The 14,248-nt window shown below is 54.4% G+C and carries 18 protein-coding genes; 4 read left to right on the forward strand and 14 right to left on the reverse strand.

All coding sequences use genetic code 11. The features are described 5' to 3' along the window. Window positions 1-774 precede the first annotated feature (774 nt). From GP475_RS08690 to GP475_RS08705, 4 genes are all read left to right on the forward strand, one after another. Window positions 775-945 (forward strand): hypothetical protein, encoded by a 171-nt coding sequence (locus GP475_RS08690; RefSeq protein ID WP_187974015.1) that lies wholly within the window; start codon window positions 775-777, stop codon window positions 943-945. A 135-nt stretch (window positions 946-1,080) separates the two neighbouring features. Then, window positions 1,081-1,551, forward strand: coding sequence for a hypothetical protein (locus GP475_RS08695; protein ID WP_187974016.1), 471 nt, complete (start codon window positions 1,081-1,083; stop codon window positions 1,549-1,551). Between the two features lie 148 nt (window positions 1,552-1,699). Next, window positions 1,700-2,074 (forward strand): hypothetical protein, encoded by a 375-nt coding sequence (locus tag GP475_RS08700; protein ID WP_187974017.1) that lies wholly within the window; start codon window positions 1,700-1,702, stop codon window positions 2,072-2,074. A 49-nt stretch (window positions 2,075-2,123) separates the two neighbouring features. Beyond that, entirely contained in the window at window positions 2,124-2,690 is a 567-nt protein-coding gene (locus tag GP475_RS08705) for a hypothetical protein (RefSeq protein WP_187974018.1), read from the forward strand. A 35-nt stretch (window positions 2,691-2,725) separates the two neighbouring features. On the opposite strand, the gene GP475_RS08710 is transcribed toward GP475_RS08705, so the two are convergent. The 14 genes from GP475_RS08710 to GP475_RS08780 all read right to left on the reverse strand — a co-directional run bounded on the left by GP475_RS08710 (window position 2,726) and on the right by GP475_RS08780 (window position 14,246). Then, a complete protein-coding gene (locus GP475_RS08710; RefSeq protein WP_187974019.1) occupies window positions 2,726-3,268 on the reverse strand; it encodes a hypothetical protein in 543 nt (180 codons plus the stop codon). Continuing rightward, window positions 3,261-3,713: a hypothetical protein gene (locus GP475_RS08715; RefSeq protein WP_187974020.1), complete on the reverse strand. Its 453-nt coding sequence runs from the start codon at window positions 3,711-3,713 to the stop codon at window positions 3,261-3,263. Before GP475_RS08715 ends, GP475_RS08710 begins: the two co-directional genes overlap by 8 nt. After that, window positions 3,710-3,958: a holin gene (locus tag GP475_RS08720; protein WP_187974021.1), complete on the reverse strand. Its 249-nt coding sequence runs from the start codon at window positions 3,956-3,958 to the stop codon at window positions 3,710-3,712. The genes GP475_RS08715 and GP475_RS08720 overlap by 4 nt, the downstream gene beginning before the upstream one ends. After that, window positions 3,958-5,556 carry a GH25 family lysozyme gene (locus GP475_RS12520; RefSeq protein WP_262485163.1) on the reverse strand — a complete coding sequence of 533 codons (1,599 nt, stop codon included), beginning with the start codon at window positions 5,554-5,556 and terminating at the stop codon, window positions 3,958-3,960. Before GP475_RS12520 ends, GP475_RS08720 begins: the two co-directional genes overlap by 1 nt. A gap of 76 nt (window positions 5,557-5,632) precedes the next feature. Beyond that, window positions 5,633-6,154: a hypothetical protein gene (locus GP475_RS08735; RefSeq protein ID WP_187974022.1), complete on the reverse strand. Its 522-nt coding sequence runs from the start codon at window positions 6,152-6,154 to the stop codon at window positions 5,633-5,635. 13 nt (window positions 6,155-6,167) lie between these two features. After that, complete coding sequence (locus GP475_RS08740; protein ID WP_187974023.1) at window positions 6,168-6,722, reverse strand: collagen-like domain-containing protein; 555 nt, start codon at window positions 6,720-6,722, stop codon at window positions 6,168-6,170. A 14-nt stretch (window positions 6,723-6,736) separates the two neighbouring features. Then, complete coding sequence (locus GP475_RS08745; protein WP_187974024.1) at window positions 6,737-6,976, reverse strand: hypothetical protein; 240 nt, start codon at window positions 6,974-6,976, stop codon at window positions 6,737-6,739. Next, window positions 6,963-7,256 carry a hypothetical protein gene (locus tag GP475_RS08750; protein ID WP_187974025.1) on the reverse strand — a complete coding sequence of 98 codons (294 nt, stop codon included), beginning with the start codon at window positions 7,254-7,256 and terminating at the stop codon, window positions 6,963-6,965. The genes GP475_RS08745 and GP475_RS08750 overlap by 14 nt, the downstream gene beginning before the upstream one ends. Window positions 7,257-7,258: 2 nt before the next feature. After that, window positions 7,259-8,365: a hypothetical protein gene (locus GP475_RS08755; protein WP_187974026.1), complete on the reverse strand. Its 1,107-nt coding sequence runs from the start codon at window positions 8,363-8,365 to the stop codon at window positions 7,259-7,261. A gap of 14 nt (window positions 8,366-8,379) precedes the next feature. Further along, window positions 8,380-9,525 carry a Gp37-like protein gene (locus GP475_RS08760; protein WP_187974027.1) on the reverse strand — a complete coding sequence of 382 codons (1,146 nt, stop codon included), beginning with the start codon at window positions 9,523-9,525 and terminating at the stop codon, window positions 8,380-8,382. Further along, window positions 9,526-10,437, reverse strand: coding sequence for a hypothetical protein (locus GP475_RS08765; protein WP_187974028.1), 912 nt, complete (start codon window positions 10,435-10,437; stop codon window positions 9,526-9,528). Next, a complete protein-coding gene (locus GP475_RS08770) occupies window positions 10,437-13,373 on the reverse strand; it encodes a phage tail protein (protein ID WP_187974029.1) in 2,937 nt (978 codons plus the stop codon). Before GP475_RS08770 ends, GP475_RS08765 begins: the two co-directional genes overlap by 1 nt. Before the next feature lie 13 nt (window positions 13,374-13,386). Then, window positions 13,387-13,671: a hypothetical protein gene (locus tag GP475_RS08775; RefSeq protein WP_223144646.1), complete on the reverse strand. Its 285-nt coding sequence runs from the start codon at window positions 13,669-13,671 to the stop codon at window positions 13,387-13,389. 122 nt (window positions 13,672-13,793) lie between these two features. Then, entirely contained in the window at window positions 13,794-14,246 is a 453-nt protein-coding gene (locus GP475_RS08780) for a hypothetical protein (RefSeq protein WP_187974031.1), read from the reverse strand. Between the last annotated feature and the right edge of the window lie 2 nt (window positions 14,247-14,248).

The following is a 14,248-nucleotide window of genomic DNA, read 5'->3' on the forward strand; positions in this document are numbered from 1 at the left end:
CATAGCAAACCAGTTTCTGACACTGTGTGCAGTGGATCTTGACAGAACCCCGCCCCTCGTTTCAGAAAACCTCCGCTGTTTACCGCAAACGCGGAATAGCATTTTTTGACAAGGGCATTTGTCGTTTCCGCAGGTCACAGCGTTACACTAATCCCATTAATTCCCCAAAATGCACGGGTTTACAACTTTTTTGCGGGACCGATGCGGGACCGACAGGCCCTAGCCCCGGTTCTCATCCCGCCCAAAACCGGGGGTAAGCACACGCGGATCAAGTACACACCCCCGTCGCTCACGCCACCCCCGATAGTTGCACGACTCCACATTTTCGGTAAAGTAAATCACTGGATGGACGCGCAACCTGCACCGCTACGCGCCCAGCCAAAACATTAACCCAAAGCCCTGAGAGCTTCATCCAACAAACAAACAAGCTCACCAGCCAGGGCTTTAATAACAACAGCCCGGCCAGACGAAGAGTCGCTAAACCCAACGTCAGGCCGGGTTTAGCTTTGCTCCGGCCTGAAATGAAAGAAAACCCCCTTTCAAGAGGAAAGGGGGGTTGATACCTCCGCTTAGCGCGGAGAAAGTAGCGTGGGGATTAGTACGGTACAAGAAATACCTCCGCCTAGCGCGGAGAAGATAAGTCCGGGATTAACCCGATGCTGGAAATACCTCCACGCAAACGCGGAGAAATAAAATCGGGTAGCTAACCCCTACAAGAACTACCTCCGCTTAGCGCGGAGAAGTGTCTCACGGCTACCCATTACCTTAGCACCCATGAAGCTCGATATCTACGATTCTCGCGCATTTTTTTCTGGCACCCCCTCTGAGCTGCTAAAAGAAGCGCTAACTCTCCTTGGCGAAAAGGATCCCACGCCCCGGCTTCTTGCGGGCCTTTATGCGACCATTTTCGACTGCGATCCGCTTGATATAAGGGTGGAAAACTAGCCCTAAATTACCCCCGATCTTTTGTAAACCGCCAGGTTAAAGCATATCGACTACCCCCGTTTGAGTTACTGTATTCCATTTTTCGAGGGTGTCGTATATAGTCATAAGTGTCAGCAAGAAAGAAAGGAAAAGAAAATGACCACCGCAACCACCGCCCAGATCAATTACATCAACTCCTTACGAGCAAGCCGCACCTTGCCAGACATGGACATCGCGGCCAAGAACATCGAGCTCTGCCTCGACAGCGTTGCCAGAAACGCGGTCGCTTCACAAGCAACCGCCATCCGCGCACAGCTCAAAGAAGAAGGCCTTCGCCCCCTTTGTGATAGAGAGCGCTACGACGCACGCTTCGAAGAGCTGTACGCCCCGGTTTTCGATGCCGCAAAAGACACCATGCGCGCTCGGCTGGAGAGCCTGGCTGCTGAGGAAGCTAAGAAAATCACTTTCGCTATGACCGTAGACCTTGGCACCATTACCAAGGCTGAGGCTTCCAAGATCATTGGTATGCTCAAGGCGCCGGTAATGATCTTCGCCGTCAATGGTGAACAGCTTGGAGTGCGGGGCATCCTTTTTGGCATTGACCCTCAGCTCTTTACCCTTGATTAACCCTCATTGGCTACCCCCGCTCATTTATAACAATGCAGTTCAGGGGGTATACGCTACCCCCGTTTGAGTCAATATATTCCACTAATCCTCACCCTGTGTTATATTAAAAGTGTCAGCAAGAAAGAAACAAACTGAAAAGGAAAAGAAAATGGCACTCGCAAAACTCTCCCAGATCCGCAAGACCGAGCAAGGCTACATCTTCACCGCGACCTTCACCGATGAATTCGCTTCCAATGAAGAGTACACCGTGACCTACCACACCGATGAGGATGGTGCCGGGCTGTGGGTAGAGTACCAAGAGCACGTCAGCAATGACCCCGAAACCGGGTTGGCGCAGTATGCGACCGGTCTTCGCCAAATCCTTGGTGCCACCCAGTTCGATCTTACCGTTTCGGATAAGCGCGGCACCGTGTTGGCTTACCTGCTTGCCGATGACCTCGGTTTTGAATCTTTCCTTACCTCCGAGGGCCGATCCGCTTCCAAGGCCGCTGCTAAGGAATATGCCAAGCATCAAGGGATCTGAACCTTTCCCCGGCTATATATAGGGCCGGGGTTCATAATAAGGGGAATTTATGGAAATAATTACGAAGCCGGAAAAGGACCCGGAAACCGGGTGGTGGCAATGGAAAGTCGGAGAAACCACATACCGGACTGACACTCGAGGACAAGGGTTATGGGAATGGATCGCGGATCCTGAAATTGTTGAAGTGTATTCCGGCCCTACCCCTATGATCTGGCGGCAAATTCGCGGAACCGGCCAATTCGCCCTCCCCAACCGGGACAAGCACCAATCGGTGGTCATGAGATGGCTAGGCGATACCCGAGGATGGAGAGAATACGCTGCGAGGAAGCACCTACGCCCCGATGATGTTATAGGCTGCTACCAGTACTATTTGGAATGGTTTGAAGCCCAAAAGGTTAAATTTTCAGAAGATTTGGCTTCTATTCGCTCCATTACGCGGGAGATTGAAGAGCTTGAGGGCCGCTTAGCCATGCTGAAAGCGAATCGCGAGGCCTATATGATGAGCGCCCATCGGGGCCATATCCCTTATGCGGAAATAGGCCGCCATGCGGGGATGAGCGGGCAAAAGGTGAGGTACACCATAAATCGGATGAAGGATGAGGGGGCGTGGGCTTGAATTGCCCCCGCCGGGGGTTAATCCAGCGGGGGCTATCAATCCAGGCTACCGGCAGCGGGCGGCTCGCGCGGGTAGGCATCACGTCGAGGGGTAAAGCGCTGCTCCCACTCATAAAAGGATTCCCAGCGGGGCGGGGGTAGCTCTAGGCCGCGTGATTTTGCCCACACCCCGATCCGGTGCGCCCACTCGGTCGCATATTGAATATAGGTGGTGGCACGGTCTAGACGTTGCTCTAGGTGGCTGATCTTTTGATCGCGGGTTTCATCCCTTTCCCTTAGCTCTTCCCGAAGATCATCGATCCGGCCTTGGAGGTAATCCTTTTCCTCCAGGGCGTTCTTTTGAATGCTCTCCACGCGGGCTTGGAGTGCTGCTATCGCTGCTGCTTCACGGGCGGTATCTTCCTCCAAGGCTTCGCGCTTCCACCGGGCACGCAGCCCCGGCAATGCTTTCAGGCCGCTAAATTTTGTGGTGAGTGTTTGCATGGAAAGGATCGCGGGCCCGCCAAAAATTAGCACAATCAGCAAAGCCACGATGGTCCATGCCCCGCCTTGTGGTATGAGATTAATCACATCATGCACGTGTGCCCCGCTCCCTATACTCACGATCTAAACGCCGTCGCCACGTGGTACCCACCGCGATGAGTGCCCATACTCCGGCCATCATGAGGAAGTGGACCGGGGTTCTCCACCCGCTCCACGGCTCCCCGCGCTCTAGGAATTTGAGGAAAAGTCCCCATGATAGGGCGGCATAAATCCCAGCGGCCCATAAGCTACCCAGCACAATCCCTACGTGCTGTTTTGTGAGAATTCCCACAATCACGGTGATTCCAGCTATCAAGCATAAGGCCCCCCAAGCGGGCAAAGGCATAGCTTCCTCCACGATGGTGAGGGAGTTAGTTACGCCGGGGGGATCGCCAAGGGCGTAATCTACACCCCGGTCCAGGATTTCTAAGGCTAAAAGCCATATCACGAGCCTAGAAACCGGGGCGGGGAGGCCGGGTCGCCAATCGCCGCGTAAGCTCATAGCGAATGCCTACCCGCCGTATTTTCGCCGGTAGGGAGCATGGCAGCGGTGTCACGATCACCAATCCCGGCGCTACCAATCGAGGTGAGGATAGAAAGCACCGCTGCTGTGGCCGCTACGCCGATACCGCTTTGCCAATCAATGGCGAAGATCGGGGTGCCTACCGCAATAGTGGCAATGAGTGCTTGAGCGAAAGTTTTTATAGCCCTTTCCGCTAAATCAATCCCGAATTGCTTGGTAAACACTACGCCCCCTTTAACGCTTGCACTTCTGCGCGTAGCGCTTTGATTTCTTGCAGACACACGGCCACCATCTCAACCATTGTGGCACGCCCGCCACGCTTATTTGCGGCTTCTACCAGCTGCTTTACATCCCAGCCCTCAAGACCAGGGCCACGGAATTGCACTTGATTATCACGGGTAATAGCTAGATCACTTGCCGCAATCTCCACCATCGTGCCTCGGTCACCATTGCGCTGCGACATGGCGTTGACCAGGGAATTGACCTCCCAGCCGGACAACTCCGGGCCGCGCAATTGGACCTGATTATCGCGCATAATTGATTCACTCATACTATTAATCTCCATTCCTTTCGATGGGGCATTAGAAAATGCATAGCCCTTTCCGGCTATGAGGGAGGCGGTTTGCTCAAGTGTGACCCAGCACCCATAAGGGGCAAAGCCGGAGTCAGCCCACCAGATGTGACGCCCGCCACGCGAGTCCACCGCATAGCCCATCAAAGCTATGTAGTGGTAAACGGTGCCACCCCCATAATTAAGGGCCTGGCTAGCCACATATGAGGGCCGAGGATAATTCGAGGGCGGGGCAATAATATTCGCCGCGACCCCGTGACCAGCATCAATGGAGCCGATCAGGTTCTCCCACAGAGCATTAACCTGTTCACGTGAGGGTGGATCATTCGGGATCGTCACCACCCGATAATCACCCCCTGGCACATGCTGATTCAGGGCATTAGCCAATAATCCAATGTGATCTGTGCCATTAGCCGTGGTGCCCATTTCCCTAGCAAGCTGAGCTTCCCCGATCAGCTCCCCGGTCGCGGCACGAATGATAGTTTGGGTGCTTGCCGGGCCACAATTATAAAAAGTATCCTGCGTCACTTGGTCCCGTGGGTAATCCAGCACCCGCTCAATAGGGGCCATACTCTCAACCTCCGACTGTGTGTTCGAATAGCCTAAAAGTTTCTTGAAATCATCGACGCTGCCCCGGAATGCGTTCACATCGACAGCGCGCCCCGCTAAAAGGCCATTGGAGCCGTATTGCAGCACGTCAGGGCGTTTATTACCAAGTGGGTAATCCCACCTGGAGCTACTATCACCGGGGTAAAGCTCCCGATACGGCGCGATCTTATTCGAACCATAGTTCGATACCCACAACGCACCCAAGCCGTCCATGCCCGGCTCACCTCCGGGCATATTCTCCCAATACCACGCGCCCGAATACACACCAGCCACCCTGAGACCGCGTGATTCCAGCTCCCTTTTCGCGGTGTGAACATGCTCGCCTGTGAGCAATTTCACACCCGCGCGGTCCACGCTTTCCACATCAATCCAGATGGGAATATCTTTCCGGCCTTGCAGCTGCTCACACACGGTATTGACCTGCTCGGGAATGGTGGTCCCCTCGGAGGGGGCGCGCAAATACCAATAAGCGCTCACGATAAGCCCGGCTTCTTCTGCATCCTCCAAATGTGAGCTAAATAACTTGTCTTTGTAGGTTCCGTCACATAAGCGGATGATCGCAAAATCTACGCCCTCATCACGTGCTGCTTTAAGCGAGTAATCGAATTGATGTTCGGACACATCCACGCCAAAAATTGTCACTGCTTCACCTCACTTCCCACGCTCATTATCCCCCATGCTTACCCGGTAGGTGGTGGTTGTAGCCACCCCCTACTAGCTAGGCAATCGGATACCGAATATGGCCTTTTATGCTAGATAATTCTTGGTCCAGCGTGTACCCAGGATTAGCCGGGATACCCGACCCGGTGCCATAGCGGCCATCCCATATCCGCATTTCAGCCTGGGTATCATCACCACCCGACTTATGCACGAGAAACCGCATTTCTTTCGACCCTGCACGCACAAAAGGATTAATCACCATAGCGAAGCCACCACCCTGGCTCCAGTACGAGCCGACCCCGACAGCTTCGATACCATTCGGGGCATAAGGGACCGTGATCCTTAAGGAGCCTCCACGGCTGGACGCTCCACGCCCCCAAGTAATATCGAACCAATATTCGAAAATGCCCCTATCGACCCGCCAGAAGTAATTTTGCTTACCCCCGGTGCCTAGATTGATCGCCCCATCATCTCTGAGGGGGCCTCCTCCTCGCTGCCAGGCTGGCACGGCGTAATCTTTACCCGCCGTGCCAGCGGGGCCGGGCGGGCCTTGTAGACTTCCTTTTTTAACCCACGCCATTAATCAACCTCCCCTATTGTAGCTGGTAGAACACGCCGGTTTGGTTATCTAGGTACCAATCCCCGGCCTGAGCGGTCTCTACAGCACCCGGGACCCCATCACCGCTGAACCATGCCGAGCCGCGCGGCCCAGCAGGGCCTTGAGGGCCTACTTCACCCCTGGCACCGGCGGGGCCTTGGGATCCCTGTGGGCCACGGTCACCGGCAGGCCCTACGGGGCCGGCGGGGCCTTGGGGGCCTACAAAATCAACACCACTCCCCTTCGGAGGGAATGACCGACCCGTCCATACATAAAGATCCCCATCAGCATTATTGATATAACCCTTGCCGGCGTCCTGCTCTCCTAGCCCTTTTGGCAAATCCTCATAAGTATTTACCTGACCAGCAACTTCAATACCTTTCCCATCAACACCGCGGGGGCCTTGCGGGCCGGTAGGGCCGGGTGGGCCTTGCTCTCCACGCTCACCACGCGGACCCTGCTCGCCCTGCACACCGGGGGGGCCTTGCACACCCTGAGCACCAGTATCCCCTTTAGGGCCTTTAAGACTGCCACGCTGTACCCATGCCATTATGCTTTTCCTTTCTATCTCAATTCGTATATGTCGCCGGTCACAGTATCTAGCCAGGAATCCCCCGGCTTCGCCCCTGGAATGAATTCCGGGGGTGACCCCGGCCCGCTCCACATCGCCGGGAAATTATTCGCGGGGCCTACGGGGCCGGGGTCGCCTTTAGGTCCCGGCGGCCCGGCGGGGCCAGCCACCGGGGTAAGGATCACATCCCCAGCGATTAATTGCCCAAGGCCGTGCCGATTAATCGAGGTCATTTGCTTCTTCTTTCACTACATGCCCCCGCGCGAGCACCTCCCAGCCAGCACCGGTATTCACCATCAGGACCGCGCTTGCACGATCCGGAATCACGGTGACCGCATCACTCGGAATAATAATTTCCGCCGAGTTTTTTGTGACCGCAGCGGGGTAGATTTTATCGCTTCCTATACGCGCTTCTAGGCCTAATAAATCGCCTGTGATCTGGAACGTTAGCCTAAAACGCTCCCCTTGCGTAAGGACCGGCTGCCACCTGTAAGGCCTAAAATTCTTAAGCATTTTTAGACATCCTCCACCGGGTAAGAAAGATGCATTGTATACACGCTTCCTACGGGGTAGCCGCTTGCCAGCTGCGGGATACCCTCATTACCGAATCCCATAATGTGCGGTTTTAAATTGTTATATGCGCCACTCACGGGAGTATAGAGAACTCCCCGCCGCCATGAACTCTTGATCAATACCTCAAGCATGAAATCAAGGTCCTGGTCAGCGCCATTTTGCGTCGAAATGAAGATATGTCCCTTGCTCCACGTGTCCGGCATCGAGTTAGCACACGGTAGTGGTAAGTCTACGCTTATTTGGCCTGTTCCAAAGTGGTTTCCCGGCCCCGTGGTGACTGACACAAAACCATCAAGCATACCGTCTACGACACGGTATTTTCCAATATATGTTCCAGCTGTGCCGAGCCGGACCTCTGTCCCCCCTTCCGTGCCTCCTTTGTACCAATCGTTCCCGTAGTATCGCATGGTTGGGGTCCAGGTTTTCCACGGATTTGACGCGGTTCCGACATCTCGCCATACGCCGTCATCATCCAGGCGTTTTGTGTTTGCGTTGCGGTCTGTGGTAATCATCGTGCCTTTACGGCAATCCAAGTGTGAGCAATTCGCTAAGCCATCAGGGGTGACTCTGAAGGGCCCGCCGTCACCGCCCCACATGCGCATATCGAAAATTTGGTCAATGCTGCTACGCCCCGCCGTGACCTTAACAATTGCTAGCAAAGCGTCGTATTTTGTGCCAGGAATCCGGTTGATGTTATTTGTCACACCTGCGCCGCTTGACACCACGCTAGGGATCGTGCTCGCATTGCCTTGGATCGCGATAATCTCGGCTTCTGGCTTCTGCCACTCCACCCTGACAACAATCGCATCCCACCGGCTCCCACTTGACGGGGCACTAATTACAACCTGCTCGGTGGCTGTGGAATTTACCCTTGCACCTGCAGCAAAGCCGCTCCCCTGCGCCACTGACACCCGCAACCCTGAGCCTTTTTCCGGCTTAAAATCGGCCGGGGAATCCACCTTAAACCGCGCCGTCAAGCACTGCACCATATCCGCATACTGCGACGGGCCAATAATGGTATTTGCGGTTCCTAGCGCGCTTATCGCCATGCTTTCCTCCTTAATTATTCCCCATTATGGGGGGTAGCGACTTTCGGGGTCACGGTTAAAGCCATCGGAGTATATTCCACCACAACCTCGGTGATGACCTGCTCAAATGCGCCAATAGGAAGCTCTAGAGTGACAATATCCCCCACCTGATATTGGTGCGTGTGTTTATTATCACTCCCGAACTCCCACACGCTCGATGGTGTGACCTCCACCTCAATCTCGCGGGTTCCTGCGTGCTCTGCAAGTAGCGCTTCTGCTACTTGCTTCGCTTCTTCTTCCGGGGGCTTATATTCCCCCTGTGCTAAGCGCCTAATCCACCTACCGGAATCCCCATCGGTAAAGCTGTGAATCTCCTGCTCAGGGTGCTTTTTATCATCATGCACGAAAATATGGGTGGCGGTAGGCCTAGTGGCTTTAATTTTCCAGGAAGTTATATCCTCCCCGGCTGTGGACCACACCAACCCGTCTACTCGTCTATATTTTCGAACATCAGCAACCACAACCGGCGTACTCGAACTCACCCCATCAAGCACCGGATCACCGGGTAACCACGGCTCTAAACTCACCCACAAATTCGTGTCAGCCAATGCCTTTTTAACCAGGTCAGAGACTTTATCCAGGCGTGCCGCGATACTCCGATTAGGGCCCTTTGGGTTATCAGGAAGGACCACGATAGGGTGTCCAAGAATCTCGACCCCTGCTCGAATGATCTTTCGAATAACTTCATCCGCGCTGCCTTTAGCGGTAAAGAATTCCGTGGTCTTTTGCTCCACACTATTAATCGGCCATTGCCTAGGTGCCGGGGGGATGATCTCACCATCAAGCAAGGACCACGGCGACGCTGTAACAATCCTTACGCGCACATCATTTGGGGCCTGATCCTCCGCATAGACCGTAGCCTCCACTGGGATCGACACATGCCGAAGCCCATTAAAACCCACCACCAGCAAGTATTTTCCGTCAATTGATGTTAATAGCCCCGTAGTTTGAGTTAGGGGAGCTTCAAGAACCGCCGTTCCTGATCCGGTCATCTCCCACGTGACTTCAAGCTTTTCCGGCTGCTCTACACGCCCTACCGGCCCATCACCATCGACAGGCCATACCTCGGCATAAATCGGGTCATAAGTCAAGCCGCGCGGCGTATTAAATACCGTATCCATCTAAAACGGCCTCCGATACTGTGGACGGCCTGTAACCTCAATCGCACTATCGGAAGTCATACCCTCAGCACTCACTACGAGCCTGATTTTCTCCCCTACCGGTACCGGGGCGTAAGCCCCTCCCACCTTGGAAAATCTCGAATCGCCCGTGTGTTCCTCGATCACAGTGCGCTCGCCGGGCCGGGTTGTGATTACCACTACTTCACCGGCTGCTATCTCCCCCTTATAAACCAACACCGAATCACCCACCCCTATATGGGGGTTCACCATCGGGCCAACCAGCCGCCACGTAACCCACATAGGGCCCTGACCGGAATTAGTCAAATAGGCATTACCTTTACCCGCCGTGACCTCCGGCTGAGAGATATACAGCGGCCATCCGTGCCCCTCGGGGCCGAAGAAAGGGATCGCGGCCTTTTTATCCCCCTGAGCAATATCAATCCCAAAAGTAGTGGATTGTGGCGCGCCCTCCCAATAGGGGGTGCTACCTGCAAGAATCCACGCCTCCACCCGGTCCTTACTCTCACAAAACGGGGCCCCCGGATCATAGGTCCAGGTGGTTTCCGGGGTTTTATTCAGGCGTGCTCTAAGCTCACGCACCATCCCATCAGGCCGGGTAAAGCGCAATATCCCCTCCTTTTCCGGGGAATTCGCCAAGCTCCACCACTCCTCAGCCAGGGAATAATACTCTTGGCCCGTGAGCGTACCACCAACCTCAATTTTTAGGGTGGGCTCAGCGCGTCTAATGCTTACCCCCGCCCATTGTGATTCTCCTCTCACGAAGGTGTGTTCGTGCTGGCTTGCTTCTAGGCCTTCTTGCCCCTCTGCAAGGATCACACCCTCAGCACCGCCGGTTAAATCCCATACTTTTCCGCGCGGATCGATCCACTCACATATTAGCTGTTCAGGCACTATTTTTCACCCTCTCTAATCCGCCGCTTCAGGTCCAGAAGTTCAAGCTCCCTAATTGGCCGCGTAGGATCCGCTGCCACAATCGTGCCAACCGTGATACCGCCTGAATTTTGCGCATCGAAACCATGCCCGCTACCCCTGCTTGCGATAGTGCTTACATCAGCTTGGTAGCCATCCAAATTGCCTTGCACCGCTTTCGCCATGCGGTAAGAAGCCTGCACCGCCTGGCCGGTCGTATCCTCAATGCCAGCCGCAAAGGCTGCACCAACTGACCGGCCCGAGTACAATACCCAGCCCCGGCCTGAGAAAGGGCCCTCCTTCGCCGGAGAGAAAGGGAAGAGATTACGCGCGGCCTGAACAACGCGCCCAACCGCGCTGATTACCGCGCCAATCATCGAGGTAATACCGCTAATAAAGCCTTGGATAAGCGCCCGGCCCGAAGCCACCAAAAGCCCGCCAAGATTCCCTAGCGCGCTCATCGCCATGCCCGGAAGCCTACCAACCCAGCTCACAGCCTGCGACACACCCGCGGAAAAGATCGCTACCGCGCGATTCCACATGCCAGTAAAGAAATTAATAACGCTATTAACCATTCCGCTAATCGCATTACTAACCCCACTTACAAAGCCCGTGATCGCGGCAATCACGCTTGCGACCATGTTCACAAAACCAGCAATCACACTAGCGACAAAGCTCACAATCGCCGCCAGCACGCTACCCACAAAGCCTAAGATCACGGCTACCAAGCTCAAGAATGCCGCCGCCACATTTGCCACCACTTGCAGCACCGGGGCAAGCGCCATCACAATCGATCCGATAATAGCTACTAGCGCGCTAATCGCCGGCATAAGCGCGGTAATAACCGGCATAAGAGCGCTAATAATCGTGGCTGCAAGCTGCAAAATCACCGTGATAATCGGCATAGCCGCCGCCACAATTTGCGCAATCACCTGAATGATCTGAATCACAACCGGAACTAGGGCGGTGATCGCTGGCATAAGAGCCGCCATAATCTGCGAAGCCACCTGCTGCAACACCGGGAATAGCGGCTGAATTGCCTGCACAACCCCCATAAACGCACCCATGATCCCATCCATAGCGCCCGGAATCTGGGTGAACGCCGCCATGAGCAAGCCAATTCCAGCCACCACCAAACCCACCGGGGAAGTGAGCAAACCAAGGGCGGTTCCTACCCCCTGCACAATGCCCACAACCGGCCTGAACAGCGCAAACGCGCCTGCCGCTGCTGCCACCACCGGAGCCATGCTAGAAAGCGCATTAGCGAAAGTCTCTAAGTAGGGTGCTACCGCTTGCATAGCGGAAGCCAAGGCGCCACCAATCACGCCCGCGATTTGCCCAATCGCCGGTAAAAGCGGGCTCACAGCGGAAAGAATCGCGCCAAAAGCGGCGCCCAAAGGCCCCATAACCGGGGCGATCTGCTGCAACCCAGACCCTAGCGCATCCACAAAGGTCGATAATCCAGGGCCGATAGCTTGAATAAAATCAGCAATCGCAGGGGCCAAGGTTTGGCCTATAATCCCAGCTAATTGGCCTACAATCGGAAGTACAGCACCCACCGCGCCACTCATAGCTTCAAAGAAGCTCACCAGGGTTTGCATCCCCTGAGCGGAATTCACCCACTGATTTGTGTGCTCGATCACTTGCCCAAGAGTGCCAAGAAAAGGCGCGCCAGCGGTGCTCATCGCGGACCATACCCCGGAGGTTATGCCGCCTAGCTGCTGCATAACCCCCCAAAATTCCTGCACCTTGGCAATCGAGGCATTAAGCGAAGCCTCTAGCTCACCGCTTTCAAATCCGGCCACGAGCTTATTGCTCCAGGCTTCGGCCATGCTGGAAATATGGCCGGTCATTCTTTCCAGGATCGGAGCACCAGCCGCGCCTAAAGCCACAATACCGGGCACGGATCCGGCGATAGCCTGTACCAAATTACCCGCCGCGCGGCTGGAATTTTCCAGTAGGCTAGTGGTCATTTTAAGCCCCTGACCATTGGAAACAAAAGCAACAACCCCGGCCGCGGCATTCCCCATATCCATAGCAAGGCCGGTAATCGCGCTACGCACCGGCTCCACCAAATTCTTCAAATCCCCAATATTTGAGAGATTCGCCCAGAAGCTTTGCTGCACCTCCTCGCCAAGGCCGCTAAAGGATTCTTTCAGCCCGCGCATAGCGGTAGCGGCTTCCTGAGCCGCCGGGGGCATCTTCGAAATTGCATTCGAGAAATCCTCAGCGGATTCCGCTTTCAGCGCTTCACCCATGCCCTTAAAAGCGGATTTAAGCACCCCTATAGCCATAGCCGCACCCGTAAAGAAGCCAGGGGCCATAGCCCCCGCTAAGCTCCCCAAAGCTGCCACAAAACCCCACGTAGCGGTGGCTGCAGCAGCAAAGGTAGGCGCCATACCAGCCAGCCCCACGGTAGCTACAGCAATAGTACCCATCATTTGAGGGATCATGCGAAGATTCGTGAGCAAATGCCCGCCAAAGAACCGGGAAGCGACTTTCGCCGTAGCAAGAGCCGCATAAAATGCCTTAGTATCGAGCTTTAATTGCGCATGAATATCAGGCCTACCAGCGGCTTTAACCGTAGCTTTCACCGCCATAAGGAAGCGATTATTATTCACATCAATATCAGCTTTAATGTGATCTAGGGCATTTTCCGCCTTATTTTTTGCCCGCCGCGCCTGCTCCACCATGTGAGCACTATTGACCTCGGCGCCTACTTTGAAATCTTTCACCGCTGCTTCGGCTGCTTTGACCGCCTTTTGAGCGCTCATAATAAGCTCGCGCTCTTTTACCTCAGCCCCAATATGCGCGGTAAGAGTATCCTCAATCCGATTAAGGTAAGCCTCTAACTTATGGCGAAATTCCTTTGTGTTAGGCATGATTTTAACATTCGCGGCGCCTACGGTTTTGCCCATGCCTGACATTCTTTTACTCCCATCCTCCGGCTGCTGCACGCGCCTTAGCTAAAATCGCGTTATTGCTTTTCTTTTTCTTTAATTTATTAAAAGCTTCATAGCCAGGATAATTTTCCCAATTATTAAACTCAATCGGCCTGGAACCTTTTTTACGCTTAGAATTAGCTTCTCCACACCGCCACGCCTCAACGATATTCCGCAAATCCATAAGCAACCAATCCGAGCGAGTGAAGCTCTGCCCGTCGGGTTCTCCCAGTAAACGGGCCATAAAGCGGGAATTTTCCGGCAATCCCTCCACGAGCAATAGCACCTCGGTAGCGGGCCACTCCTGAACAACCTCGACCAGCCGCAAATTATAAAATTGTTGAAAATCAGGGACCAACGCGCTGCCAAATTTATCTATATGCTCATAAAGGGTGATTATTTTCCCAAGCGCTCCGAAATCTCACTAAAAGCGGCGAATAGCGCGGTTTCCGGGTCTTTGTGATTAATAAGCCACTCCCGCATATCATTAGGGTTTTTAGCGATATTAATGACAAATTCCTCGATCTTTTCCACCGCATTGGTTAATTTTTCAAAATCTTCCGGGGTTAGGTTCTCGGCATTAATCTCGGATTCTTCACCGGTAAGGCTTTCAGGGAATGCCGCTTTAATAGCAACCAGGCTTTTTTGCACTTTCAGCCGCGCGCTTGGTAGCTCATGGGCAAATGATCGAATCTCCGGCATACCATCCAAAGTGGGATCAGCATTTTCCGGGGTGAATTCCGGCGCCACGCCCGCTAGCACGGGGCTAGAATCCTCCACAGGGGCAGGGGTATCAGGCTCAATCGGGGCCGGGGCGGGAAGATCAAATTCGGAAACATTTTCGACCATCG

It is taken from the genome of Corynebacterium poyangense (assembly GCF_014522205.1).
GTDB classification, from domain to species: Bacteria; Actinomycetota; Actinomycetes; order Mycobacteriales; family Mycobacteriaceae; genus Corynebacterium; species Corynebacterium poyangense.